The organism is Ruegeria sp. YTSA072 (genome assembly GCF_059610285.1).
This window is the reverse complement of sequence record NZ_JBXWNI010000020.1, coordinates 27,991-49,752: the sequence shown is the minus strand read 5'-3', so window position 1 is coordinate 49,752 and position 21,762 is coordinate 27,991. Positions and strand designations below refer to the sequence as shown.

General features: G+C 54.5%; 17 protein-coding genes and 2 pseudogenes. 5 read left to right on the top strand and 14 right to left on the bottom strand.

Going from position 1 to position 21,762, the window contains the following annotated elements:
* Positions 1-161 precede the first annotated feature (161 nt).
* Entirely contained in the window at positions 162-842 is a 681-nt protein-coding gene (locus AC2FIB_RS21150) for an IS6 family transposase (protein WP_496783419.1), read from the top strand.
* A gap of 58 nt (positions 843-900) precedes the next feature.
* Here the strand turns inward: AC2FIB_RS21150 and AC2FIB_RS21145 are convergent.
* The 12 genes and pseudogenes from AC2FIB_RS21145 to AC2FIB_RS21090 all read right to left on the bottom strand — a co-directional run bounded on the left by AC2FIB_RS21145 (position 901) and on the right by AC2FIB_RS21090 (position 14,882).
* Positions 901-1,619, bottom strand: a pseudogene (locus AC2FIB_RS21145) (IS6 family transposase).
* A gap of 159 nt (positions 1,620-1,778) precedes the next feature.
* Entirely contained in the window at positions 1,779-4,313 is a 2,535-nt protein-coding gene (locus AC2FIB_RS21140) for a cation:proton antiporter (protein WP_496737638.1), read from the bottom strand.
* A 130-nt stretch (positions 4,314-4,443) separates the two neighbouring features.
* A pseudogene (locus AC2FIB_RS21135) lies at positions 4,444-4,965 on the bottom strand (IS6 family transposase); the annotation flags it as partial.
* Positions 4,966-5,277: 312 nt separating this feature from the next.
* The gene (locus AC2FIB_RS21130; protein ID WP_496737639.1) at positions 5,278-6,393 is read right to left on the bottom strand and encodes a Gfo/Idh/MocA family protein; all 1,116 of its coding nucleotides are present in this window, start codon (positions 6,391-6,393) and stop codon (positions 5,278-5,280) included.
* Positions 6,390-7,466 carry a Gfo/Idh/MocA family protein gene (locus AC2FIB_RS21125; protein ID WP_496737641.1) on the bottom strand — a complete coding sequence of 359 codons (1,077 nt, stop codon included), beginning with the start codon at positions 7,464-7,466 and terminating at the stop codon, positions 6,390-6,392. Before AC2FIB_RS21125 ends, AC2FIB_RS21130 begins: the two co-directional genes overlap by 4 nt.
* Before the next feature lie 12 nt (positions 7,467-7,478).
* Positions 7,479-8,486: an ABC transporter permease gene (locus AC2FIB_RS21120; RefSeq protein WP_496737643.1), complete on the bottom strand. Its 1,008-nt coding sequence runs from the start codon at positions 8,484-8,486 to the stop codon at positions 7,479-7,481.
* Positions 8,483-9,424, bottom strand: coding sequence for an ABC transporter permease (locus AC2FIB_RS21115; RefSeq protein WP_496737645.1), 942 nt, complete (start codon positions 9,422-9,424; stop codon positions 8,483-8,485). Before AC2FIB_RS21115 ends, AC2FIB_RS21120 begins: the two co-directional genes overlap by 4 nt.
* Complete coding sequence (locus AC2FIB_RS21110) at positions 9,421-10,905, bottom strand: sugar ABC transporter ATP-binding protein (protein ID WP_496737647.1); 1,485 nt, start codon at positions 10,903-10,905, stop codon at positions 9,421-9,423. Before AC2FIB_RS21110 ends, AC2FIB_RS21115 begins: the two co-directional genes overlap by 4 nt.
* A 73-nt stretch (positions 10,906-10,978) precedes the next feature.
* On the bottom strand, positions 10,979-12,016 hold the full coding sequence (locus tag AC2FIB_RS21105; protein WP_496737649.1) for an ABC transporter substrate-binding protein: 1,038 nt from the start codon (positions 12,014-12,016) through the stop codon (positions 10,979-10,981).
* 45 nt (positions 12,017-12,061) lie between these two features.
* A complete protein-coding gene (locus AC2FIB_RS21100; protein WP_496737651.1) occupies positions 12,062-12,976 on the bottom strand; it encodes a sugar phosphate isomerase/epimerase family protein in 915 nt (304 codons plus the stop codon).
* 10 nt (positions 12,977-12,986) lie between these two features.
* Complete coding sequence (locus AC2FIB_RS21095; RefSeq protein WP_496737653.1) at positions 12,987-14,141, bottom strand: Gfo/Idh/MocA family protein; 1,155 nt, start codon at positions 14,139-14,141, stop codon at positions 12,987-12,989.
* A gap of 12 nt (positions 14,142-14,153) precedes the next feature.
* Positions 14,154-14,882, bottom strand: a complete 729-nt coding sequence (locus tag AC2FIB_RS21090) for an SDR family NAD(P)-dependent oxidoreductase (RefSeq protein ID WP_496737655.1) — start codon at positions 14,880-14,882, stop codon at positions 14,154-14,156.
* A 177-nt stretch (positions 14,883-15,059) separates the two neighbouring features.
* Between AC2FIB_RS21090 and AC2FIB_RS21085 the strand changes: the two genes are divergently transcribed.
* The 4 genes from AC2FIB_RS21085 to AC2FIB_RS21070 all read left to right on the top strand — a co-directional run bounded on the left by AC2FIB_RS21085 (position 15,060) and on the right by AC2FIB_RS21070 (position 18,735).
* Positions 15,060-16,088, top strand: coding sequence for a LacI family DNA-binding transcriptional regulator (locus AC2FIB_RS21085; protein WP_496737656.1), 1,029 nt, complete (start codon positions 15,060-15,062; stop codon positions 16,086-16,088).
* A gap of 78 nt (positions 16,089-16,166) precedes the next feature.
* On the top strand, positions 16,167-17,327 hold the full coding sequence (locus tag AC2FIB_RS21080) for a fatty acid desaturase family protein (protein WP_496737657.1): 1,161 nt from the start codon (positions 16,167-16,169) through the stop codon (positions 17,325-17,327).
* Positions 17,327-17,638 carry a MocE family 2Fe-2S type ferredoxin gene (locus tag AC2FIB_RS21075; RefSeq protein WP_496737658.1) on the top strand — a complete coding sequence of 104 codons (312 nt, stop codon included), beginning with the start codon at positions 17,327-17,329 and terminating at the stop codon, positions 17,636-17,638. Before AC2FIB_RS21080 ends, AC2FIB_RS21075 begins: the two co-directional genes overlap by 1 nt.
* Before the next feature lie 23 nt (positions 17,639-17,661).
* On the top strand, positions 17,662-18,735 hold the full coding sequence (locus AC2FIB_RS21070; protein WP_496842686.1) for a hypothetical protein: 1,074 nt from the start codon (positions 17,662-17,664) through the stop codon (positions 18,733-18,735).
* A gap of 1,035 nt (positions 18,736-19,770) precedes the next feature.
* On the opposite strand, the gene AC2FIB_RS21065 is transcribed toward AC2FIB_RS21070, so the two are convergent.
* Both AC2FIB_RS21065 and AC2FIB_RS21060 read right to left on the bottom strand, forming a co-directional pair.
* Complete coding sequence (locus tag AC2FIB_RS21065) at positions 19,771-20,655, bottom strand: amidohydrolase family protein (RefSeq protein WP_496737661.1); 885 nt, start codon at positions 20,653-20,655, stop codon at positions 19,771-19,773.
* The gene (locus tag AC2FIB_RS21060; protein ID WP_496737663.1) at positions 20,652-21,665 is read right to left on the bottom strand and encodes an ester cyclase; all 1,014 of its coding nucleotides are present in this window, start codon (positions 21,663-21,665) and stop codon (positions 20,652-20,654) included. Before AC2FIB_RS21060 ends, AC2FIB_RS21065 begins: the two co-directional genes overlap by 4 nt.
* Between the last annotated feature and the right edge of the window lie 97 nt (positions 21,666-21,762).

Sequence of the window (21,762 nt, the reverse complement as noted above, 5' to 3'; positions counted from 1 at the left end):
CGCTTGAATGCAGACGGTGAATGATAGCCGGTGTATTCAGTCGAGAACCTGTTCATGATTTCATTCAAAGGTGCGCAGGTTCTGTTGCAATCTTTTGACTATTGACGCGCTTGAATGCAGACGGTGAATGATAGCCGGTGTATTCAGTCGAGAACCTGTTCATGATTTCATTCAAAGGTGCGCAATATCCGAAGGACGTGATCCTGTTCGCCGTGTTCTTTTATGTTCGATACGGCGTGTCCTACCGTGATCTGGAGGAGATCATGCGAGAGCGAGGCGTTTCGGTGGATCACACCACACTGAACCGCTGGGTAACAAGATATTCCGGCGCGATAGCTGAGGCTGCGCGGCGACGAAAAAGATCCTGCGACCGTTCTTGGAGAATGGACGAGACTTACATCAAGGTGAAAGGTGCGTGGGTTTACCTCTATCGAGCTGTCGACAAGCACGGCAAGACGCTTGACTTCATGCTTTCGCAGCGTCGAAACAAACCCGCCGCCACCAAATTCTTCGCCCGGATGCTGGAGGTCAACGGCCTTCCGAGAAAGATTGTCATCGACAAAAGCGGAGCTAACACGGCTGGCATCAAGGCCATAAACAAGATGCTGAAAGGCTTTGGTTGCCCGATTCCCATTGAAATGGTCAGGCGGAAATACTTGAATAATATTGTGGAACAAGATCACCGTTTCATCAAAAGGCGAACCCGCCCGATGCTGGGATTCAAAGCCTTCGCATCAGCGGCGGCAACGTTGGCCGGAATTGAAGTGGCGCACATGATCCGCAAAGGTCAAATCACGCCCGGACTCTGTCCCTTTCGCCAGTTCGCTGAGCTCGCCTCTTAAACCCACTGCCGCAGCGCGATATTGTAATCCAACCAAAACTTCGCAACACAACCCAGCATCAGTGGAATTGGCGACCAGTATGTACTGCCAGTTGGGCGATTTTCTGAAACGGTCGGAGTACGGGCGTGAATTGACCTTTGCGGATCATGTTGACCATTTCCACGCGTGCCAGGACAGATGCGGCTGAAGCGAAAGATTTGAATCCCAGCATGGGCCTGATCCTTCGTTTGATGAAATGGTGATCCTGTTCAATGATGTTATTGAGGTAATTCCGCCTGACCACGTCGACCGGGATCGGGCAACTAAAGCTCTTGAACATTTTGTTGATCGCCGTGATGCCAGCTGTTTTGGCACCACATTTGTCGATGACGATCTTGCGCGGTAGACCGTTCACCTCAAGCGGGCGGGCGAAAAACTTCGTCGCCGCGGCTTTGTTCCGGCGCTCGGACAACATGATATCCAGGGTCATGCCGTTTTTGTCGATCGCTCGGTAAAGATAAACCCATTCGCCCTTCATTTTCACATATGTTTCATCCATGCGCCACGAACGGTCTGCGGGACGCTTTCTATACTGCGCTGCTTCAGCAATGAGGCCTGCATATCGACTCACCCAGCGGTTTAGCGTTGCATGATCCAGATCAACGCCACGTTTCGCCATGATTTCTTCCAGATCCCGGTATGAAGTACTGTAGCGCAGTAGAAATAAACCGCGTGAACGATCACGTCTTTCGGAAAATGCGTGCCCCTAATGAGATCGTCACGGCTTGCTCTTGTCATGTTCTAGTGCGGGCTACCAGAAATGCGCTCGACCTGACAGATAGGGGCGATGTATGCGACAGACCCCTGATAGGAGTAGAAACTCAACAAAACAGAACCCGATTGGTGTCCGTGAACCAGCACTTTTGATTTCGCGGCTCCCTTCCAATTGAGAGCCTCTCAAGATTTGGTCCCTTTTTCAGGGGATACCTCGGCCTCATCCAGATCCAACACCGCGGGGTCGATCATGCGCTTGTCAGCGCTCATCTTGACAGAGTTTCGCATGGCCTTACTTCGCCGCAGCAAGCGCCGGAAACTTGCCTCGTCGAGCATAAGCAGCGTCGACGGTGCCAATGCCCGCACGTTTACGCGACGGGGCCGTTTCAATAACATGGCCAATTGCCCGAACATTTCACCACGACCGAGCCGCGAGGTGTGCCGGCCGAGTTCCACTTCAACCGCTCCGGAAGCAATGAAGAATACACTCTGGGCGAATTCGTCTTTGGAAATGATGGTATCACCCGCGTTGGCATATCGAGTACGCAGCGCCCGGCTGAGTTTCCTAAGCGAAGACTTGTCGAGATCGGAAAATAGCGGGAACTGCCTGACCAGATCCCGTCCTTTAAGAGTGATGTCCAACTTCGGACGTCCTTCAGATAACGTACGTCGCGTCGCCACTTCCTGCATCAACACAGAATAGAGTTCTTCGCCCACAAGGCCGTCTTCGCGCATGACTGCATATTCACGTTCTTCAAGGCGCAGCGCGGTTCGCTGGATGAAGCGTCGCTCTAACTTTTCGGCGTAACCAGGAAATTGCAGTCTCAGACCATCAAGCGCCGTCTCAACCGCCTCGGATCGACGCGCCAACACTTCATCCAGCAATTCCGCAACCCGGCGGCCATGGATCCGGCGGATGCGGCCGCGGACGAACCCATCGAGGTCCTGCAGGATCAGACGTTGCATGAGCAATCTTTCGAACCTATCCGTTGTGATACGCGTGAGTGGGAACGAAATTCGAAGCCGGTTGTGCAGAAACACGGCGATCCGAAAAGATCTGCCGTAAACGACCGACCGATTTGATGCGCGCTGATAGCCGATCCGTCCGCCAGTCCGTGCGCCTTCAATGAGCCGATCCGCATCGGACAAAATCTTCTCACTCAGAACCGATGACATGGTGCGTTCCCGCATCCTGGCCAATACAGAGTCCCGCTCTGCACCGGCCAGCGCAATAAGACCAAGCGTGACCCGGTCACGATCCAGGATTTGCGCACTGTCTTCGGCGGCCTTTACGGCCTCGTCCAGGCGTTCACTAAACTGTTTGGCTTCGTTCCTGACGATATCGTGCGTCAGGTTATAGTTTTCTGCTGTGCGGGACACGTCCTCGCGAACCGATTGCAAGGCGACGGCGACCACCTGGCGCGACAGGGCGGTATCAAGCGGAGAAAGCCTGTCGAGCCCCAGTTTTGTGATCACCATGCGCAAGGTTGTACCCTGAACAATCAGTGTAAACAGCGTAAAGCCAGTGGCCAGAATGCCGACCAGGCGCTTCGTCTCAAGCGGGATGTGCGTGCTTTCGGTGACTGCCAGAGCCAGAGCCAGCGTCACGGCACCACGCAGCCCACCCCACAGTATTGCGGTGCGATAGGGGCGTTCGACAGCAGGTGACAAACCGATTGCCGTAAGCAATGGCAGCAACCCGAACAGAATTGCCGCCCGTGCGAACATGGCGGCCAGAACTACCACGACCAGCAGGCCAAAGTCGGACGGCCGCACCTCTTCCAGCAATCGAGGTATCAGCAAGGCTGCAAGAATAAAGATCAGCGCGCCTGCCCAATGTGCCAGTAGGTCCCAAACTTCTTGCAGATTTGTCCAGGTGGCCGGTGACAAACGGCCGGGGCCTGTGAGGTTGAGCGTAAGACCTGCAGCCACCACCGCGATGACACCCGAAGCTCCGACGCTTTGTTCTGCAACGATATAGGCGAGATACGGCAGAGACACGGATATTGAAATCTGCGCCATTTCCCAGCGGCCTACGAAAGCCATCAGCCAAACCGCCATGCGCGCCATGAGCCAACCGGTGAGAACTCCACCTGCGATCAAAAGCGGAAATTGCCCCACGGCTTCACTTAGCAGTGGATTGGGTCTCCCGAGCATAACAAAGCTCATGAATAGCCCGAAAAGAGCAATCGCAGCAGCATCGTTAAGCAGGCTTTCGCCCTCGATTATTCGCGACAGCCTGCGCGGTGCCGAAATCGACCGGAAAATGCTGACAACCGCTGAGGGATCAGTTGTCGATACAATAGCACCGATCAACAGACAGGCGGCCAGCGGCAGCGTACTTGCCCAACTGAGCGCATAACCAATGGAAAGTGTCGCAACAATTACTGCCACAACGGCCATCATCAGGATGGGCATCCAGTCATCCAGCATCCTGCGCAGGTTCATGCCGAGTGTCGCCTGAAAGAGCAGCGTGGGCAGGAAAACATAGAGGAAGACGTCTGACCGGATCGGCAGATCTATGATCGCCTGCGCCCCCGGGTTCAATGCATCCGTCAGGTCTGTGTCGAGAAAGAACGTCGCGCCAAGCCCGATCACTATCCCCAGAACGGCGAGGATAACGCTGTAAGGCAGGCGCATTCGCGCGGCCAGCGGTTCCGCCACGCCGATGACAACAAAAAGAGAAGTGATGATGGTCGTAATGACGACGATATCCATAGTTACGTATTACCTGAGAACTCGAGTAAGTGGAATCCACCTTCAAGTAGGATCGATCACGTGGAAACAATCCGGGAACGGCATTGCCAACTTATTTGCACGCGCTTGGATGTGGTCTGAACTGTGTCCGTCAGGCGGTTATTTCGAGAGCGTCGTTGTCCCAAAGGTTGAAAGCATCGGTCCTGGTGTGACGGAATGAGACGGCGGAGAGATGATGGCCGCGGGGGCGAAAGACTATGGTGATCTGATCGTGGGCGGCAAGATATCTTTGCGCCTACTTTGGGGACTTGAAACGCACCGTCAGCTTCTCTAGTTTTCGCGTGGCTCTGTGTGATCCTCTGATCCGATCGTTTAACCCTTTATTTGCTCGGTGACCCGCATCGGGCGCAAAATCTCGGATCGACTTGAAATAGGGTCGCAACTTATCCGTGGTCACGACACGGGGTTCGCGACATTGTAAATCAACCGCTTCAAAAAAACGCCGGACCGCCTTGGCATTCCGCTGTGGTTGGACGAGAATATCAAGGGCTTCCCCGTTCGCATCCACTATCCGCCAGAGCCAGCATATTCGGCCGTTGATCGGGACTACCAGTTCGTCCGAATAACATTTTTCGGCCGCCTTTGGCCGGTCTCGCCTGATACAATTGGCGAAGTGAACTAAATCGTTCATTAAAAGTCGAGGCACATTGCTCAGGGTTCTTAAATCCGAGCTTAGCGAGTTTAGGGGGTTCGTCGTCTTCCCCGAACCATCTAAGAGCGATCCTCTCCTCCATTGGGAGATGGCGCTGCAAAGGTGTTAAGACACCGCCTGAACACTTTGACCGGCTTTCCCGTGCCTTTTTTCGGGTTAGACCGGTGAAATCTCAGAAGCTAACCTTTGGATGTCTTGAACAAATCGGGCGGTACCAGTCCGAGCTTGAAAGCAAAGAGCCAAATTGTATCGACTTTGTTTGAGAGTACTCATTCAGGCGTCGAGTGTTCTAATACTTCCTATTCTGATTTCTTTGCTACTTTCAGACGATGCAATTGCAGCGAAAACGATGGTTAGGGACTTTAGGTTGTTTCTTGCAGAAACCGTGGGCTCTCGATTGTCTTCAATTGAACAAAGAAGCTCTCCCATGGTTCCGCGAAACCCGTCGTTGAACCAATTTCCTTCGAGTGCAGGACGCGCAATGCGATGCGCTGTCTCAAGTGTCACAGATTGCGTCGACAGATCCGGCCCAACTGATGTCAGGCTACCGGTGGTACCTGCTACGTATGTTGTATCGCGAGGCCCATAGGGAACGCCCCCGTCAAAAACCAGGCTTGCTTGGCCTTGGTCCAAACGAACCAGCGCCTGCGACATCAGAGGCACTTTGTTGGCCTGGCCGCGTACAGATGTAGCGGTTGCAAAAACGCTTTCCGCCCTATCTCCGACAAGAGATGCAAGAAAGTCGAACCAATGCACGCCGAAATCGTAAAGTATCAGCTGGTCGATTTCGTCAAACGGGGTACCTGCAGTCCAGCTGTGATCCCAGTGAATTGAGATATGGGCCGACAGAACTTCACCGATTAATCCGGCTGAAACCGCCTCACGCATCCAGGACAGGTGCGGGGCCCAACGACCGTTCTGGTTTACCGCTAGTTTAACGCCTTGATCATCTGCCAGCTTCACAAGGTCATTACCCAGATCGAGGTCGGTAACAAAAGGCTTCTGGCTGAGCACGTGTTTGCCCGATTGCAAGGCAGCTTTGATGATTGGCACGCGATGTTCGGGGTGCAGCGTGACATCGACAACGTCGATCTCGCTATCAGCAAGAAGCGCCTCCCAGTCATCTTCGATGCGGGCAGACGGGCAGTATACAGCAGCTTTCTCCTCAGCCTTCGCGCGCGTACGGTTCCAGATTGCGGCGACGTCCCAGCCTGCCGTTCGGTAGGCATCAAGATGGCTTGCAGAAATCCCGCCCGTACCAATAACCCCGATCCGGGGCTTGTAGTGTCGAGGCATCGGCGGCGTATACGGTAAGTTCGGGGCAGGGACGTCCCGCTGCTCGACCGATTTTAAAGCATACTGGTCCGTGTCAGCACTGTCGCCACTCATGGCAGCAACCGGAGTGTTTGTTTTTCGCGTGCCGAACGACGCGCAGTATCGACGATGCGTTGTGCGGTCAGACAAAGGGCGGGATCCAACGGCCCTACGACCGGGGCTCCTTTGGAAATGCAGCCAAGCACGTATTCGATCGCATTTCGTTCGCCAACTGGTAGCGGGGTCACTGGAAACTCGTGCCTTTCAGGTCGGGCGCGGGTCTGAACTGTTAGGTGGCTGGCATAATCGGGCGATGAAACGGTTCCATCTGTGCCCACAAAGACAAATCCGCATGTTGGTTGAGGTTGCGTTGTCCATGGGTCGGTGAAGGTGCCCCAGCGCGTTTCCATTTTTGAAAGCCCGGTTTCATAGCGGCAAATGGCAATGGCATGTTGGTCGACTTCGATCCCCGGTGTCTCATCGACTGTGCATGTCACCTCGATCGGCTCCTGGCCCCCCATATACCAGGTTCCAAGCGTCGCGCCGTAGCCTAGGTAATCCAACAGTGACCCACCACCCGATGCCCGCTTATACCACCATGAGTTCGGTTTCTGACGCTCAACCTCGTCCGGGGTGACTTCTACCTTGTCGGCCAGATGGTACAGGGGGCCGCGATTTCCGTCGTAGAAATGCACTTCGCGCAGGTCGCCGATCATCCCGTCATCAATCAACCGTTTGGCCGTCACATGGCTTTCGACCCATCGCAAAGGCCAGTTGATGATCAACTGCTTGTCGGTCCTATCCATTGCAGCCACCATGCGGCGCGCATCGTCTGAAGATGCGGCAAAGGGCTTTTCGACAAAAACATGCAGGTCGTAATAGGCTAGACGTTCGGTATATTCCGCATGCTGAGCCGTTGCCACGCAAAGAAGTGCTATGTCGTAGGGGCCCGCAGCCATGCACGCGTCGAAATCGGTAAAGATCCGATCTTCGGGAATGCCGAATGCCGTTGCCGCTGCCTTCATCTTGTCCCGATCCGGATCGAATATCCCAGCGATTTCGGCGTCGGGATAATCGTGAACCATCCTAAGCAAATCACCCATATGCATGTGATCGAAACTGATGCCGACGATCCGGAATTTTGCCATTGGAAACTCCCTTTAGCGCGTGCCGGTAATCCTGACGTAGAGCGCGGTAACTGCGAGGATGATCAGCCCAAACAGGGCCGTACGTGCACCTTCCGGCATCTGCATCAATGTTAGCATAGTATCCAGCACACGCAGAATAAGCGCGCCCACAATCGCACCTGCGAAACTGCCACGACCTCCGAAGATTGATGTGCCGCCAATCACCGCTGCGGCCACTGAGGGTAACAATAATGGGTTTGCAAGGCTCAGCGAGGTTTGGCGGATCATGCCGAGATAGAGCAAGCCGGCTAGCGCGGCGACCAAACTGGAAAGCACGTAGAGCCCCAGATAGACCTCCCATGCTCGGACCCCGGACAGCTTAGCGGCTTGCTCATTGGAGCCCAGAGCGAACAGAAGCCGACCAAATCCTGTATAGCGCATGAGCCACAGGATAAAGAGCGCAAACGGGATGAATACAAAAAGGCCGTTCGGCATTCCAGCCGTGCGGCCGGTTCCGAGCCAGGCAAGGAAGGCGGGAATTTCGGTGCCAGCATTGATGACGAAGCGTTGATAGACCTGCAGGCATCCGGTGGCGATTAACCCTGTTCCTAGGGTCATGATCAATGGATGGACCCGGACCAATCCCACGCCGATGCCATTTACAACGCCCACAACTAGGCCAGCTGACAGCGCGATCAATACTGCAGGTGTCACGCCCCAAATCGCACTAAGTGTTGCGCAGACGAAGGCTGAAACAGTGGCAACCACCCCGACCGAGAGATCTATTCCTGCGGTTAGCATTGTTAGCACCTGACAAGCCGCAAGCATCGCCAACGGAATTGCAAACTTGATCAGGTTGCCAACCCAAAAAGTAGAGATCAGCCCATCCCGACCCGCTCGGACCGGAGTAACGATTCCTGGCCGCAATACTTCGAGCATAGCGATCATCAGGATAAGGAAAACCAATAGCGGGATGATCGGGTTGTCTCGCAGATAGCGGCCAAAGCGGACCATCGGCAGATCTGTGGTGTCCATGTTCATCGGCGAGCTCCCTTTAATGAAGCCGCCGTGCCCAGCATAACGACGAGAACCATAATTGTGCCTTCGATAATCGTGGTCACGTTTGGATCGACGGCAAGCAATGTCAGGATCGTTCGAATGATCCGCAAAATGAACACCGCGATGATCGGCCCAAGCAGACCGCCTTTACCACCGCCCAGCACGACACCGCCCAGAACTACGGCCGCGACCGAGGCCATAAGATATGGCCCCGGAACCGGCTCTCCAATCCCAGTCAGCGCAGCGAGGCTTAGACCGCCCATGGCGCAAAACAGCCCGCATAACGCATAGGCCGTTATCTTTGTTTTTCCCACTGAAACGCCAGAGCGGAAGGCGGCAAGCTCGTCTGATCCGGTGGCGTAGATCGATAGTCCGAGTTTGGAGCGCCGGATTGGCATCCAGACAACAGCGATGCCCAAGGCAATGACAAGCAGTGCCTTGGGCAGCCCGGCGAATAGAAAGTGACCGCGTATTGCCTGTTCCAGCCAATCTGCAGCCGCGCCGCCCGGAGTCTCAAGGATCAACAGCGCGACGCCTTCCCAGACAAACAACATGGCGAGTGTTACAACGATATCGGGCACGCGCGTTACAACGATCAAAAGACCATTGATCAACCCCATCAAAAACCCGGCCCCCAACACGACAAACAAGGCCGGTACACCGGCCATGCGCTCCATCAGAACGGCTGCAGTCACAGCACAGACCGCCATCATAGACGCAACAGACAGGTCGATACCGCCGACGATTACGACGATAGCCATACCGGCGGTTGCGAAAGCAAAGGGCAGGGCGGCGCGGGCAATACTCTCCAGACCTGACGCACCGAAAGTTGGCTGTATCAATTTTGTGATAGTCAAAAGGACCATGAGAAGAACCGCTAACCCCATGACCCATGCGTGTTTTCGGATGGCCACGCTCACGCCGCGCCCTCCGTCTCGGTCAGGCCATAGGCCGCACGCATCAGTGTTTGTTCATCCGCGTCAGCGGCATCAATCACATCAACCACGCGACCGTTGAAGATTACGACCGCGCGGTCGCAAGCAAGTGGGATTTCTTCCAACTCGGACGTGTAGAATAGAACCGCCGCTCCTTGATCTGCCAACTCACGGACAAGCGGGTAAATCTGGCGTTTTGTGCGCACATCGATGCCACGGGTCGGATCGAATAGAAGCAGGGTTTCGACACCTGTCGCCAGCCAGCGACCAATGGTGACTTTCTGTTGGTTGCCACCTGAAAGCCTTTGCACCTCGCCCTGCGCGCGTGTGTCGATCTGCAGCTTCTCGACCGCATAAGCGACCCGATCGCGTTCATGCCGCAATTTTATTGGCCCCCAGTTCTTGAGCCGGGCTGAAAATGGCAGAGCGATGTTTTCTTTAACTGACCTTTGCGCCAGCAGAGCGTCTGAACGATCGCCCGGAACGAAGGTTATCCCGACTGCAATGGCGTAGGCGGGGTGGGCGAAGTTTACGGGCTTTCCATCAACTTCCATCGATCCTGAAGATGGGCGATCAAAGCCCGCCAAAACCTCAAACAGTTCATCTTGCCCCTGACCCTCAAGCGCGACCACGCCTAGGACCTCGCCGGGGAATAAGTCGAACGAAACATCCGAAAAACTGGGCTCAAAAGCCAGTGACTTAATGCTCAGGCGCGGTGTCTTAGCCCGTGGTTCATTTGCTTGAAGGATCTGTCGTGTTCCAATGTCAATCTTCTGACCTAGCATTAATTCGACCACGCGTTCTTCTACGCCGGGTTCAATGTCGAGATCTCCGACAGACATGCCATCCCGCAACACAGTGGCCCGATCGCACAGTTCCGAAATCTCGGTGAAACGGTGAGAAACATAGATCACACCCATCCCGTCATTTGCTTTGCGCCTTACGGTCTTCAATACGCGTTCAACCAGATCCGTCGGCAGCGCCGCGGTCATTTCGTCCAGCAAGAGGACATCAGGTTCAACGGCCAAAGCGCGTGCCAGATCGAGGATGCGCAGCGTAGCAAGTGGCAGGTCGCCAATCATTGCCGATAGTTTCAGACCTTCGATGCCAAGTTCTGTAACCCAGTTTTGAAACTGATAGACAGGTGTGTCTGTCAGCCGAAGATTGTCGGATACGTCGAGATCAGGAATGAGTGAGGGTTCTTGATAAACCGGCACCAAACCGGAACGGCGGGCCTCGGCGGGGCTTCCGACAAACGCTTGTTTGCCTCTGATCAATACCTGTCCAGCGTCGGGTTTAAGGGCACCGGTAATGATCTTGACGAAAGTGGACTTGCCAGCACCATTTGCGCCCATCAAGGCGACGATCTCGCCTTCGGCAACCGTGAGGTGCGCATTGGTCAACGCCCGTACGGCGCCAAAACTTTTGGCCACGTCAGACGCGTCGAGAAGTGGTGTGCTGCTCATGGAAGTCCTTGAATGCCGAGTGGGTTGGATTTGCCTTCCGCCCAGCTAAAGGCGGAAGGCCAGTCAATTCGGATCAGCCCTCGCCGGGTCCTTTACAGTCGATGATTTGTTCCATCGTGTAGTCGGTCCAGCCGGGAACGGTCACTGAGACGGGCCACTCTGGGTCAAGGTTAGGATTCTGAGCCGCTGTGATTGTTTCACGGCCTGCGTCCGTCGCATTCTCCCAAAGCACAGGATCTACAAGAACGGTTTTGTTCTCAGGTGCCTTGCCGTTCAGAATGTCGACAGCCAAAGCAATGCCTGCGCCGCCGACTGAGCCAGGATTTGTTACCGCTGCGCCATTCAATCCCTCAACCTCGGTCAAATATTGAACAAATCCTGCGTTGTCTGCGCCGACGATCGGAACCAGGGGAGCGCCGGATTCAGTGAACGCGTCGACGATTACATTGTCGATGCCGCTGGTCCAGACCCCGTCAAACGGGATTCCGGTGGCCAGGTAATCGAAGATCTGTTGCTTACCCTGATCCTGCTGCCAGCCGGTGAACACCTCGTGCACCACATTGATATCGGGGTGTTCAGCTAATGCTCGTTTGAAGCCGTTGTCTCGATCTGTATCGGCTGAGACGCCAGCAATGCCACGCATGTAGACAACGTCACCTTTGCCTCCGAGTTGTTCAAACAACCATTTGGCACCGAGGTAGGCGTATTCTTCCTGATTATTCGAAAGAATGTAGGCACCTTCAGCCGAAACACCCGCATCCACGGCAACAACGACGATGTCCTGAGACATCGCCTTTTCCAGTGCCGAGTTCAAAGCATCCGGGTTGGAGGGGTTCAGGACAATTGCGTCAACGCCTGCTTCGATGAGGTTGTTGATGTCTTCCAGTTGCCCGGCTGAATCGGTGTTGCGATGCGCGACGATCAGGTTTGTCACATCGGCTTCGACCAGAGCTTGGGCACGCATGGCGCATATCATCTGTTCGCGCCAACCATTGCCTTGAACGGTATTGGACACTCCGATTGTGTATTGCTTGTGCCCGTCAGCCACCGCCACAGTTGAAAGAGACGCTGAAACTGCAAGAGCAGCAACGCCGTAAAGTAGGTTTTTCATTTCAGTTTCCTCCCAGTTTTAGTCATTACAAACTTGATAAACTCTTCACTTGATGAATGGCGACAGGACGTCCCGGGCCAGCAAGAAGCCCCGCTTGACCTTCTCGTCTGTTCCTTCGAACAACCTGTCTTCATGCTCGATGATGATCGAACCGTTGTATCCGACGCGGTACAGGCCGGAAAAGAAATCGGACCAATCCACATCACCCAGCCCGCAGAGCCGCGGGATCTGCCACCCCATTCCAGTCGACATCACCCCGTTTTCATAGAGTGCGTCCTGATCGACCATCACGTCCTTGGCATGGACATGAGCCATGTGAGGGCCAAATTCCTTGATGAAACGTGTTTGATCGATGAATTGCCAAATCAAATGCGAGGGGTCGAAATTCATGCCGACCGCGTCACCCCATTCCTCGAAAATCCGTCGCCAGATTCTTGGTGAGTAAGCGATGTTGTGACCCCCGGGCCATTCGTCATAGCTGAAGATCATCGGGCAGTTTTCAAAGCACAGGCGTACTCCTGCGTCTTGTGCGTGCTTGACGATTGGATCGAAAATCTCGGTGGCCCGCTCCCAGTTCGCGTCGAGATGCAAAGTGCGGTCTCCGCCAACGAATGTGTTGACTACCTTGATGCCCATCACGCCCGCAGCGGTAATTACCTTTTTCAGATGCCCAATAACTTCAGACCGATGCTCTGCATCAGCGTGGAGCGGGTTGGGGTAGTATCCGAGACCCGAAATCTCGGTCCCCTGATCGGCGAGTTGCCCCACAATTTCATTGCCCTGATCCTTGGAAAGACCATCCACGTTGATGTGGCTGGTCCCAGCGTAACGCCTTTTTTCACCACCCGACGCTGGCCAGCAGGCAACCTCCATGGCCGTGAAACCATTTGCACCGGCCCAGGCCGCCACCTCTGTCAAATGAGAGTTTTCGAATGGTGCAGTCAGCAAGCCCAGTTTCATATCATCACCCTCAAATCTCGCTCAAATCTACCCAGCGGCTTTCATGTGCCGATTTCACGACGGCATCGCAAAATCGCATCTCGTAGTGGCCATCTTCAAACGTTGCCCATGTACTGCTTTGTTGACGCCCGCCCGCCAAGACATCGGCATAGACCGCCCGGAAGAAGTTTACGAAGGAATCGACAAAGCCTTCGACATGGCCGGGTGGCAATGTAGCGGCAGCAACGCCGGTGTCGTTCATCAAGGTAAAGTCACGCATCAGGGTCTGGTTCGGCGCGTCTCGATGCCCAATGAACAGGTGGTCGGGGGTTTCGCTGTCCCATGCCGCACTGGCCTGTGCCCCCGCGATATCCCATTGCAACGAGTTCTTGCGGCCCATGTTCACCTGAGATGTGCTCATCACGCCGCGTGCACCGTTTTCGTACCGGATGAGGATCATGGCAGCATCGTCGGTATCGATGGGCACACTCTCGGTTTCGCCGGTTCCGCTGGAAAACGTTTCAACCGGGCCGAGGGGTTTCTGGCGCTCCGGGATGAATGTTGCCAGCTCTGCAAAGACGGAGGTTGCTTTCAACCCGGTGACGAAGCTGGTCAGGTCAACCCAGTGGGTTCCAATGTCACCGACCGATCGCAGCGCACCCCCCATTTCGCTTTCCAGTCGCCAGTTCCAGTCGCTGGGTTTGGCAAGCCAGTCCTGATGGTAATGCCCTGTGACGAAACGGATATCACCTAAATCCCCGGCCTGAACCATTCCGTGAGCCTGCTGGTTCAGTGGATAGAACCGAATGTTGTAGCAAACAGCCGCAACCTTTCCCGACGCCTTGGCAAGGTCGACCATTTCGGCGCTTTCAGAGGATGTCATGGCAAGGGGTTTCTCGCAGATGACGTGTTTGCCCGCAGCCAGGATCGATTTCACCTGCGGGTAGTGCGCGTGATTAGGGGTAGTCACATGTACGACTTCGACACTTTCATCCGCCAACAGGTCGTCCAGCGTGTCAAAGGCGCGTGGAACGCCCATTTCGCGCGCCCGTTCCCGGCCGCGCTCTGGCGATGATCCAAGAACACCTCTTACATCTACACCCAGACGCCGAAGGGCCTGAACATGCACCGTTCCTATGAAACCGGTCCCGATCACCGCAGCACGGGTTTTTGCGAAGTCACTCATCGTGCGCTCCTGTCAAACAACCGAATACCCTCCGTCCACGATCACGCAGGCACCCGTTACAAAGGCCGCCGCATCGGATGCGAGAAACAAGGCTGTTCCAGCGATGTCTTCGGGATGACCCCAACGCGCCAATGGAGTGCGGTCTTCGATAGCGGTTGTGAAACTAGAATCTTCTCGGGCGCGGGCAGATTGCTCTGTCACGACAAACCCTGGCGCGATTGCATTTACCCGAATACCGTCCTTGGCCCACGCAATCGCCAGTGATTTCGTTAGCTGTTCTACACCAGCTTTTGACGCGCCGTAGGCTGGGTTCCGTGGCGATCCAAAGCGCGCATACATTGAGGCCACATTTATGATGCGTCCTTTTGCGTCCGATAGGGCAGGGTGCAACGCTTCGGCGCAGCGAAAAGACCCGGTTAGATTTACGTCCAACACGTGGGAGAAGTATTCGGGCGCCATTTCCTTGCCACGCTGTGTGACCGCAGCGCAGTTGACTAAGACGTCAATATGGTTGCGCGTGCTTGCGAAATTGTAGACTTCGTTGGTGTCGGTTACATCCAGTTGAATGTAGTCAAACCGGGCGGCGTCCTCTCCAACGCATTGCGGTTCCACACCGGTAATCTCTACTGTGGCACCCGAGTCCTGGAATTCTCTTGCAATAGCGGCACCAATGCCGGCTCGGCTGGCACCGATCACCAGAACCTTTGCCCCGGCAAAGTCGAATGTGACCTTCGAAACCATCAAAGAAACCGGCTTTTGTCGCGTTTGAATTCGGATGCCATCAGTTTCCCTCGTTTGGCGAAATCGCTACTGCAATCGATTACATTTTAGGAAAAACCCACTTTCCAAATGGTGTAATCGATTACATAATCGGCATCACATGAGATTCGAGTCAAGCCAGAAATCGACTGCCAAGCAATGAGCAAGATACCCAAACCCGCCACAATACAGGACGTCGCACGTGTTTCGCAGGTGTCGACAGCCACTGTAAGTCGTGTTCTGTCCAATCCCGATCTGGTGTCAAAATCAACACGTGGTGCTGTTTTGGATGCTATTCGCGAGACGGGATATCGTGTTAATCAAGCTGCCCGAAACCTGCGGATGAAAAGGGCGGGGGCGGTACTGATCCTGGTTCCCAACCTCGGCAAACCTTTCTATTCGGGCATACTTGCCGGTATCAGCGAAGGGTTTGCGGGCTCGGATTATGCAGTTCTGATCGCTGATACCGAAAGTAATCCGCTGCAGGAAGAAACTCTTGCTGGGTACTTTCGAGACGGCCGGATAGATGGCGCAATCTCTTTGGATGGAGGCATTCCTTCAACTGCGCTTCAGCAATGCGTCACATACGGCGCGGGCGACCGCATAGTATTTTTATGTGAGTGGGTGGAAGGCGAGGCCTTTCCGGTGATTTCCAGCGACAACGCAGAAGGTGCGCGATTGGCGATCAGGCACTTACATGATTTGGGCCACAAGAAAATCGCGCATGTTACCGGACCTGACGGGAATGTTCTGACGGCCGCCCGGCGTGAGGGTGTGGTCGAAGAACGGACACGCTTGGGGCTTCCAGCGCGGTCCGAGTGGATCATCAGGGGCGACTTCTCGCTGGAATCCGGACATGAGGCCGCCAGACGAATACTCGAGATGGATGAGCGCCCAACGGCGGTGTTCTGCGCCGCGGATATGGTTGCTTTTGGATTGATTTCCGGGCTGGTCGCGGGTGGGTTGAGGGTTCCCGGTGATATTTCGGTTGTTGGTTTCGACGACATCGAAATGTCTGGGTCTTACGTTCCCGCGCTGACAACAATCCGACAGGACCGGCACCAACTGGGGCGCCGTGCGGCTGAGGTTTTGCTGGGCCAATTGGCGAACACTGGCAAATCGCTCCCAATGAAATCAGCGCTTCCCGTAGAGCTGGTAACGCGGGCTAGCTCTGCGCCGCCCAATTAGCGAAGTCAAAATCCAGGCGCCTTTGCTATAGTCAACGAAGACGCGCGTGACGCGCTGTGAGCGATGGAGAAAGGGGAAATGAGTAAGTCAACCAAACCCATTGGCTCTGAACTCACTGTTCGAGACTATTGTCTGACTGGTGTGAATACGCGTCAAGCGATAGAAAACGGCCTGTCTGCCGCAGAGTGGTACCACAGCGATGTTCCTCGTAAGAAGCTGAAATCGCTTATGAAGCGCAGGGATGCGCCGGCCATTCGTGACACAGTAATTTGGATCGCTCTGCACTTTGTTTTTGCGGCTGGTGGCCTGTACTTCTGGGGCAGCTGGCTTTGCGTGCCTTTCTGGTTTGCATACGGTGTCGTGTATGGTTCTGCCTGCGACAGCCGTTGGCACGAATGCGGACACGGAACAGCCTTTCGAACCCGCTGGATGAACGACGTCGTGTACCACATCGCGTCCTTCCAGATCATGCGAAACCCGGTCAACTGGCGCTGGAGCCACGCGCGGCATCACACCGATACACTCATTGTTGGCCGCGATCCGGAAATAGCGTGGATGCACCCGATCAGCCTCGTCCTGAAAGCGCTTGCGTTTGTGGGGATTGTCGAGACCTGGACTTCGCTCAAAGTTCTGATGCGAAATGCCATGGGGAACTTGTCGCAAGAAGAGCGGGATTACATTCCGGAAAGCCAGTGGCCCAAAGCGGTCTTTTGGGGGCGGGTTCACATTGCAATCTACGCCGCTGTTTTGGTGGTTTCACTTGTTTTGTTTGTCTCTGGGGCCGGATGGAAATCACTGATCCCAATTCTCTTGATTGGGGGTCCTCGGGTCTATGGGTGCTGGCATTTTGTAATGACGGGGCTGCTTCAGCATGGAGGATTGGCAGAGAACGTTCTTGATCACCGGTTGAATTCCCGATCGCTGTATATGAACCCGATCAGCCGTTGGGTTTACTGGAATATGAACTACCACATTGAGCATCATATGTTCCCGATGGTTCCATATTACTCTCTTCCAGCGCTTCATGAACTGATCAAGGATGATTTGCCACCGCCGAATACTTCGGTCTGGGATGGCTACAGGGAAATGATGAGCTCCGTCATGAAGCAACGAGTAGATCCAAATTACGCATTTCGAAAAACGCTTCCGCCAACGGCACGCCCATATCGAGATCATTTGCACATGGCAGTGCCCGAGCGAAACACAGGGGCTGTGAGTAGTGAGCAGGGAGGAACGTAATGCCTTGGATTGACGTATGCGCCATAAACGATGTCGAGGAAGAAGACGTTATCCGTTGGGACCACGAGGATCGAACATACGCAATTTTCCGTAGTGTGGATGATGAGTTCTATTGCACCGATGGTCTCTGTACGCACGAACAAGTGCACTTATCGGACGGTCTGGTGATGGACTATGAGATAGAGTGCCCCAAACATAATGGACTATTCGACTATCGCTCGGGAAAAGCTCTGAGGGCGCCTGTATGTGATGATCTCCAAACCTACCAAACTAAGGTGGGAAATGGGCGCGTTCTGGTGTTCGTAGAGTAATTTTATATGATTAGGAGAAGTTCTTGATCGAATTGACTGCGACGGGTATCCGCCTTTCATTCGATTTGCAGCTGGGGTTGATCGAAAGCTTTACTGTAAACGATGGCGGTGTTGAGATTTCGCCACTGCATCGCGCTCCGTGGGTCGGAACAGACGAAATCATGCCCGAGGGGATGCCGCCTCATCTGAAGAAGCTGGGCGGTGATTTTTTCTGCGCTCCATTCGGGTCAACTGAGGGGGCATCGCCACTTCACGGGTGGCCGCCCAACTCACGTTGGATACTAAAGGAAAAGACCAATAATTACTTACGTGCTGAGCTCGAAAAAACCGTCTTTGGCGCAAAGCTACTAAAAGAGATTACATTGCGCCCGGGGCATCCATTTGTCTACCAGCGCCACACTTTCATTGGTGGTGACGGGGCGATACCGATTGCAAATCATGCAAACGTATCTTTGCCCAATGGAGGGATCATCCAAACCTCTCGAAAACAGTGCTGGAGGACGCCTGAGGTTCCGCAGGAAGTTGATCCGGCGTTGGGCTATTCAGCACTTCGATATCCGGCTGAAAGCAGAACTTTGACGTCTTTTCCCGGAGTAGATGGCGAGGTGAATCTGTCCAAATACCCATGGTCTCCGCAGAGTGATGACTTTGTTGTTGGATCGGATTCGCCTGAAGTGCGATTGGGATGGACCGCGGTCATTCGTCCAGTGGAAGGTGATGTATTCCTATCACTTAAATCAGCCCAAAAACTGCCGATGACAATGTTGTGGCATTCGAACGGTGGACGTTACTATGCGCCGTGGTCAAGTCGGCACTTCGCCTGTCTAGGTGTGGAGGAGGGTGCCGCTTCGCCCATCTTGGGAGCTGGCGAAGGCAGCTCTCCAAATGGGCATGATGTCATTCATCTGGCCCCCCATCACCAGGTTGAAATTACCCATGTCATCGGTGCGCTTCGTTGGCCCGGTGCAGCTGAGGTTAGTACCGTTGAAGCCTTGGAAAACCAACTTCTGATCCGAAGTACAACGAACGAAGAGTTACTTGCGCCGTTTGATTTAGAAGCTCTGGAAATTTGTTTGGTTGCAAAAAGCTGTCGTTAGCCCCTCGCGAGGCTTCGGGATTTGCAACCAACATCTCGAGCGCAAGTAAAAATGACAACTCAAAGCTGTACACTCTGTTTTAGAGTTACATGGGTGAACGGGAAGGGGCTGCTGCCTGACCAGAAAGTCTCGCGAGTTTTAGGGCGATCAGGTGCTTTCTTCACAAGTGCAGCGAGTGTCCGAAGATCGGGCCGCGACCGCAGCATCTCTAGGTGACTTTAGATGCCTCCTTAGGGCCGTTGAGACACAGGAGGCGGCTGTTTTGATCGTGAAGTTTGTCGTCCAAGTTATCAGGCGTTGGACGAATTCCCTACTCAGGCACGGCTATTGCCTCAATTTCGATGACCACTCTTTCGTAGATCAGGACTGGCACAAGGATACCGGTTGTTGCCGGCCCAAGAGCGCTGTACGAATTTGACCGTATCAACAAGTTCTCGTGCAGTGCCTTTGCAGGGGCGTTTCCCTGATAAAAAAAGTGGTGACGTTCACCACGTCATCCAGAGTTGCAACAAACTCCGCCAGAACCCGCTCCAGATTTTCCATCGCAACGCGGCTTCGTTCGATCATATCGCCGTTGTGTATTACGTTTGCTCAAGGATCAAGTGCAACATGCCCACCGACATGAATTACAATGTCAGAGATAATGCCATGCTTTTAGGGCAGCGGGGTGGACCAATTCCAATGACCGTCGGGCCACGCGAACTGTTTTCTTGTACGCTTGCCGTCTGCTCTGTTGGTGCAAATAGCGGTAACTGCCATTGTTCGTAACAAGCCCCTGATGTGGAAATGAAGAGAGAGGTATGCCGGTCGCGGCGGGCCAGGGAAGTACCCGGCGCGTATCACGGCCGATCGCTCCCAACTTTGGGTAGTGCCGTCACTGCAATAGAATGTACTTACATTTATAACTTCCGAAATACCAGATACTGCATCGCATCGACAGCGTAGTTTATCCCAGCCCGCAATAGGTGGCTTGCATGTGGCCGTTGTAGTCGATCCATTCAGGTTTCACTGTGGTTTCAAAAGTGAATATCAATCTTAGGGCGCCTCAAGATCATAGAAACGTGCAGCGGTCTCACGGAACACCGCCGAATGCGCCTCAGCGGGCACCAGATCGCGGTAAACCTGTACCAGAGAGGCGAAATCACTATTGAGCTTGTCGACCGGGAAATTTGAGCCAAACATGACCCTCTCAGGTCCGAATTGTTCAAGACAGACCTCCACGATCGGGCGAATACTGTTACGCGTCCAGTTTTGATCGAACATGCCCAGACCAGAGAGTTTGCATAAGACATGCGGCAGATCTGATAGCGTGCGCAGTCTTTGAGCCCAGTTTTTCAGGCCTGCCAGGCTGCGATCATGCGGTGATCCTGCATGGCACAAGGCGACCCGTGTGCCAGGGGCCTGCGCGAGAATTCTGGCCGTTTTTTCGATCAGTTCGGGAACGAGCTGCAGATCAAAGCTGAGACCGCGCCGTCCGGCCTCCTGCAGTCCGTCTAGAAATTGCGGATTGTCCAGCAGAGAATTGGTGCCTGTCTGCGCGTCCTCTCCGGGTGCGCGGCCAACGATCTGACGCACGCCACGCACAGTCGGGAGAGCCTGAAAAGCGTCAAGCTGAGCGGATAGGTCGGCGGAGGTCAGGTCACAGAACACTACCTGCGCCATCGACCAGTCTGGATTGGCATCGGCGGTGGATTGAACCCATCTGGCTTCATCTAGACCGTTTTCGGCCCCAACCTGAATATGGATCGAGGCGTGGATACCGCAAGGCGCGGCTTCGGACCGGAACTCGCGCAGAAGGTAATTCTGTTGAATCGGTGTCGGGTCACCAAAGAACCTTTCTACCCCGCGCGCCATCAGCCAAGGGTAGTGCACTGCCTCAAGGTCCCAAAGGTGGTGGTGCGCGTCGATCCAGCCGGTCATGTACACGGTACCTTCGCCATACGCTCCAGAATATCGACACCTTGCGCTTTCCAGAAATGCAACAGGTCGATGAAGACCCAGTTTTCGGCCAATTTGCCACCAGCGCGGCGATAAATATCGATCACCCGGAATTCACCGGCTTTGTCGGTGGAGGGCATGCCCATGAACCCGCCGGTGGGCCGCGCCGTGAAATTCGGCCAGCCGAAAAAGCCTCCATAATGTCCTTCTGCCATGCGGCAGACATGTTTGGTTTTTGATCGGCCCGAGAAGGCGGCCCGGAACGGTCCAGAGTGTTGTTTGGCATAGCGTTCAATCGTGTAGGTCGCGCCGATCCCTTCGGGTCCCCACCAGATCATGTCTTGGTGCCAGGTTTGGGCCAATTCATCCTCAAGCGACAACCCACAGTCCCATTGGCCGAGATCCGAGATCATCGCATTGATGATCGCCAGCGTCCTTTCGCCTTCTTCAATGGGCTGCTCGTTCAGTAGCAGGCCGTCATGGGGCCTTGGTCCGGGCTGCACCAAATGCGCCGCTGTTTGCGGGGGAAATGGATTCTGTCCGGCTTGCACCATCAGGTGCGGTATGTCGAAATACATCGCTGTTTCGACAATCCTGTCACCGGCGACCTTGTAGAACGCGCAATAGCGCAGGAATGCCAGCTTGCCAGTTGGGCGAATGCCCAGCCACGGACGGTCGAACAGCCCCATCAAATGCCCCATAGATACGACCCAGACGTCGGGCTCGTCCCGCAGCGAGTTTTGCCCCGCAAACAGGATGTCTACTCGGTTCTGCTGGCGGGTCAGGCTGCTCTTTAGTGGTTGCCAGAACTGCCGGGCAACCTGTTCGGCGCCAATGATTTCGTTGAATGGGTGAAAGCCGCGCCACTTCAGATCCGGGGCGCAGTATTGGCTCATTACCTTCGGGATTACTTGTTCTGTCGCGGAATCCAACGCGGTGTGAAACGCAGAGACGAGTTTTTTTTCTGTCTGAAAGGTCACGGTATTTGCCATTGTGATCAAAGTTTTACGAGAGGCACGAAGCCGGGTTGAGTCGGGTATTTGCGTCAGTTTTGCATACGTATGCAAAAAAGTCTTGCCTGAATTGACG

What these genes read in the sequence shown, in the direction of transcription:
- AC2FIB_RS21150 (WP_496783419.1), top strand. Translation starts at nt 162, where the DNA reads ATGATTTCATTCAAAGGTGCGCAATATCCGAAGGACGTGATCCTGTTC.
- AC2FIB_RS21140 (WP_496737638.1), bottom strand. Translation starts at nt 4,313, where the DNA reads ATGGATATCGTCGTCATTACGACCATCATCACTTCTCTTTTTGTTGTC.
- AC2FIB_RS21130 (WP_496737639.1), bottom strand. Translation starts at nt 6,393, where the DNA reads ATGAGTGGCGACAGTGCTGACACGGACCAGTATGCTTTAAAATCGGTC.
- AC2FIB_RS21125 (WP_496737641.1), bottom strand. Translation starts at nt 7,466, where the DNA reads ATGGCAAAATTCCGGATCGTCGGCATCAGTTTCGATCACATGCATATG.
- AC2FIB_RS21120 (WP_496737643.1), bottom strand. Translation starts at nt 8,486, where the DNA reads ATGAACATGGACACCACAGATCTGCCGATGGTCCGCTTTGGCCGCTAT.
- AC2FIB_RS21110 (WP_496737647.1), bottom strand. Translation starts at nt 10,905, where the DNA reads ATGAGCAGCACACCACTTCTCGACGCGTCTGACGTGGCCAAAAGTTTT.
- AC2FIB_RS21105 (WP_496737649.1), bottom strand. Translation starts at nt 12,016, where the DNA reads ATGAAAAACCTACTTTACGGCGTTGCTGCTCTTGCAGTTTCAGCGTCT.
- AC2FIB_RS21100 (WP_496737651.1), bottom strand. Translation starts at nt 12,976, where the DNA reads ATGAAACTGGGCTTGCTGACTGCACCATTCGAAAACTCTCATTTGACA.
- AC2FIB_RS21095 (WP_496737653.1), bottom strand. Translation starts at nt 14,141, where the DNA reads ATGAGTGACTTCGCAAAAACCCGTGCTGCGGTGATCGGGACCGGTTTC.
- AC2FIB_RS21090 (WP_496737655.1), bottom strand. Translation starts at nt 14,882, where the DNA reads ATGGTTTCGAAGGTCACATTCGACTTTGCCGGGGCAAAGGTTCTGGTG.
- AC2FIB_RS21085 (WP_496737656.1), top strand. Translation starts at nt 15,060, where the DNA reads ATGAGCAAGATACCCAAACCCGCCACAATACAGGACGTCGCACGTGTT.
- AC2FIB_RS21080 (WP_496737657.1), top strand. Translation starts at nt 16,167, where the DNA reads ATGAGTAAGTCAACCAAACCCATTGGCTCTGAACTCACTGTTCGAGAC.
- AC2FIB_RS21075 (WP_496737658.1), top strand. Translation starts at nt 17,327, where the DNA reads ATGCCTTGGATTGACGTATGCGCCATAAACGATGTCGAGGAAGAAGAC.
- AC2FIB_RS21065 (WP_496737661.1), bottom strand. Translation starts at nt 20,655, where the DNA reads ATGACCGGCTGGATCGACGCGCACCACCACCTTTGGGACCTTGAGGCA.
- AC2FIB_RS21060 (WP_496737663.1), bottom strand. Translation starts at nt 21,665, where the DNA reads ATGGCAAATACCGTGACCTTTCAGACAGAAAAAAAACTCGTCTCTGCG.